This is a genomic window from Paraburkholderia sp. EG286B, from assembly GCF_040965655.1.
Lineage (GTDB): Bacteria > Pseudomonadota > Gammaproteobacteria > Burkholderiales > Burkholderiaceae > Paraburkholderia.
On sequence record NZ_JBFRCF010000087.1, the window covers coordinates 1 to 2,892 of the forward strand.

Here is a 2,892-nt window from a genome sequence, read left to right on the forward strand (position 1 = left end):
AAAACGCGGTTGCCAAACCGGGCAAAAAACCGCATTCTTGAGCCCGTTCGAATCTGCGCTTTATCCCCGTTTCTGCTGGCTCCATTACGCCGCCCATCCCCGGCTCGATTACGCCGCCCCGTGACACATGGCGAGTAGCGTCTCGTTGATCGTCTTGCGCAGTGGACTGCCGTTGGCTACGGCAATGCCAATTCGCTCCGGCCGGAAGATCGGCCCGACGACGGCGAGTTCACCGGTGCCAGGCCTGGCAGTGCGGTATTGGAGCGTCGGCTCCACTCCCGCGTGCGGCCAGTCATGGTCAAGGGCGAAGTTCCGCTCGTAAGCTGGACCCGTCAACGACAAGGATTCTCGAGCAGGTTGTTTCGCTGCATACGCTAGCCCCTGCGGAACCGCCTGCTCTTTGAATACGTATCGGACCTTGGTCCGATAGAACGAACACGTCCAGCCGACTAATTTGGAAGGCGCGCCGTCGTTTCAACCGAAACAAATCCCAAATGGCTACTGGGGTTCGTTAGGAAACTTCATACTCTCCGGCAAGAACCCGATCAGGAAGTCCAAAACGGAAATCCGCGTCGACGATAAAGGAAACTCAAGGTTCGTGTCGGGGGAGGAGCAGGAACACAGCGACGGGCGCAGCAACGTCGACTTCAACGAAAACGAACGATAGGTTGCGAATAAAGTAGGGATCCCGTCAACGAGCAGCCGATAGCCGGACATCATGGCGCGTTCAATCACCAACGCAGTTCGCTGGTCGCTCGATCACATCACGCGCAAATCCTGGCTGCGGCGGGCGCTGATAGTCCTCGCCCTGCTTGTCACCCTGGATATCTTAATTAATTCGTGGCGGTCGTGGCACGACCTCAGGGACGCGGATGCCCTCGCCGCGCAGCGGCTGAACGCCCAAGCCTCTCTAATCGCAACACGCATCCAGGACCGCTTTCAGGACGTGAGCGTGTCTGTGGCCCAGATTGAGAGCATGCTGGGTAGCCGGACGCTCACCGACGTCCAGCTCGCGCAACTGGCACTGGCCATGCGGCACGCGCTCGGTGATGTATTCATTGCTGTCTTCGCGCCAGACGGCCGGCTACTCGCCGGGTCGCGTGCGAGTGTCGACAACGAGGTGCCTGGCCTTGACTCCCTGTTGGCGCGTGTGCGGAATGCCTCATCCGCCGCGGTCACTGAACTTGCTGCGCGGGGACAAGAGGAGGTGGTCATATTCGCAAAGGGCCATCGTAGCCGGGCAGGCGAACTCGACGCGGTAATCGTCCAGGTGATCAACGTCGAACAGCAACCGCTCGCAGGCATGCATTTGCCGGCAGGAACTTTCGTCCTGTTGCGCGACGGTGCAGACCGCGTCGTCGCACGCTACCCGGCCGACCACACGATGCCGCCAGGACAGAAGTTGATCGACGGCGCGGCGACGACCGGCCCCACACCAACGACCCGCTATCTGCGCTCGCGTCTGGACGGCGCACAGGAGTTGGTGGCCACGCGCAGGATTCCTCTCTAAACCATCGGAACCTACTGGACACTTGATGTCCGCCTTGCGGTCAATGAATACCGCACGAGCGTCCGCCAAAGTTTGTACTTCAACCTCGCTGGTATGGCCACGGTCCTGGTGTTGCTGGCGAGCGCCGTGCTGCTCGTGCGCCGTGAGCGTCACCTGTTCCTGATTGCATCCATTGTGAAGAGCATGCCCACGCCCGTCGTCGTGGTAGCAGCCGACACCGGTAAGGTTCTGGTTGCCAATTAAGCCATGCTGGATGCATTCGGTGCGGTCGTCGGCAAGGGACAACCGTTTGCACGACTGTTTGTGGACCCCACAGCATGGGCTGAGACACAGACGGTTAGTCAGAATGAGGCGGTCGCGATGCTCACGCGTGACAGACCCCGGCATATGCTGCTGCACAGCACGCGACTCCCCCTTGGCGTGCGAGCCGATGAATCCGATGCACTGCTGCTCACACTCGTCGACGTTAGTCACCAGCAGCAGCAACTCACTCAGCTACGCACCGAAGCCGAAGTGGACTCGCTCACAGGACTCGCGAACCGCCGCAGTTTTGCGAGGACCGCTGCACAGGCGGTTGCCCATGCACGGGAACAGCACAGGCCGCTATCGGTGCTGGCACTGGATCTGGACCACTTCAAGCGCGTGAACGACACGTACGGTCACGCAACTGGGGATTGCGTTCTGACTGCCGTGGCGCGTGTCCTCAAAGGTGCGCTGCGCGCGGAGGATTTGGCGGCTCGCGTCGGCGGCGAGGAATTCGCCGCCATCCTGCCCGACACGACAGCAGAGCAGGCTCAAACGGTCGCCGAACGAATTCGCGTTTCCATCCAGAATACGCCGATCGTCGTGGAGGCTGGACAAACCAATTCGCAAACCGTGATCATTGGCATCGCGTCCTATCACGACGGCGAAGATAACCTTATGCCAGCCCACGAGCGCGCCGATGCGGCGCTTTATGCGGCCAAGAGCGCGGGACGTAACCGTGTCCATGTCTCCACGTCGGCTCCCGCCGGATCCACGGAAACGAAATCGCGCGCGCCATCAGGTTCTGCAAGCCAGCTACGTGCGACAGGCGGAGATAGCAAGTGAATTGCAAATAGCGCAGTCGGCGAATTTTCTCCTCTCACCCCGAAACAAAGGAAGGTCAGCCGATCGGCTGGTCCGCTCCGATAGCCGTGGCAACACTCTCACGAAGCTTGGAAACCAGGATTTCGGCCGTCTTCGCTCGCGCGTAAAACCAGGATTTGCGACGCCCAAACGCCAGAACCCCGGTGCTCTTTCGGAGCCACCGGGGTTCTGGACGTTACAGCATAAGGAGCCTGACGATTACCTACTTTCACACGGGCAATCCGCACTATCATCGGCGTGGAGCTGTTTCACGG

3 protein-coding genes are annotated in these 2,892 nt (G+C 60.4%); all 3 read left to right on the plus strand.

The features are described 5' to 3' along the window. Positions 1–718 precede the first annotated feature (718 nt). The 3 genes from AB4Y42_RS43670 (at position 719) to AB4Y42_RS43680 (ending at position 2,599) form a co-directional block, all read left to right on the plus strand. Positions 719–1,510: a hypothetical protein gene (locus AB4Y42_RS43670; RefSeq protein WP_368697812.1), complete on the plus strand. Its 792-nt coding sequence runs from the start codon at positions 719–721 to the stop codon at positions 1,508–1,510. Between the two features lie 93 nt (positions 1,511–1,603). After that, positions 1,604–1,753, plus strand: a complete 150-nt coding sequence (locus AB4Y42_RS43675) for a hypothetical protein (RefSeq protein ID WP_368692397.1) — start codon at positions 1,604–1,606, stop codon at positions 1,751–1,753. A 3-nt stretch (positions 1,754–1,756) separates the two neighbouring features. After that, positions 1,757–2,599 carry a GGDEF domain-containing protein gene (locus tag AB4Y42_RS43680; RefSeq protein WP_368697813.1) on the plus strand — a complete coding sequence of 281 codons (843 nt, stop codon included), beginning with the start codon at positions 1,757–1,759 and terminating at the stop codon, positions 2,597–2,599. Positions 2,600–2,892 lie beyond the last annotated feature (293 nt).

What these genes read in the sequence shown, in the direction of transcription:
- AB4Y42_RS43670 (WP_368697812.1), top strand. Translation starts at nt 719, where the DNA reads ATGGCGCGTTCAATCACCAACGCAGTTCGCTGGTCGCTCGATCACATC.
- AB4Y42_RS43675 (WP_368692397.1), top strand. Translation starts at nt 1,604, where the DNA reads ATGGCCACGGTCCTGGTGTTGCTGGCGAGCGCCGTGCTGCTCGTGCGC.
- AB4Y42_RS43680 (WP_368697813.1), top strand. Translation starts at nt 1,757, where the DNA reads ATGCTGGATGCATTCGGTGCGGTCGTCGGCAAGGGACAACCGTTTGCA.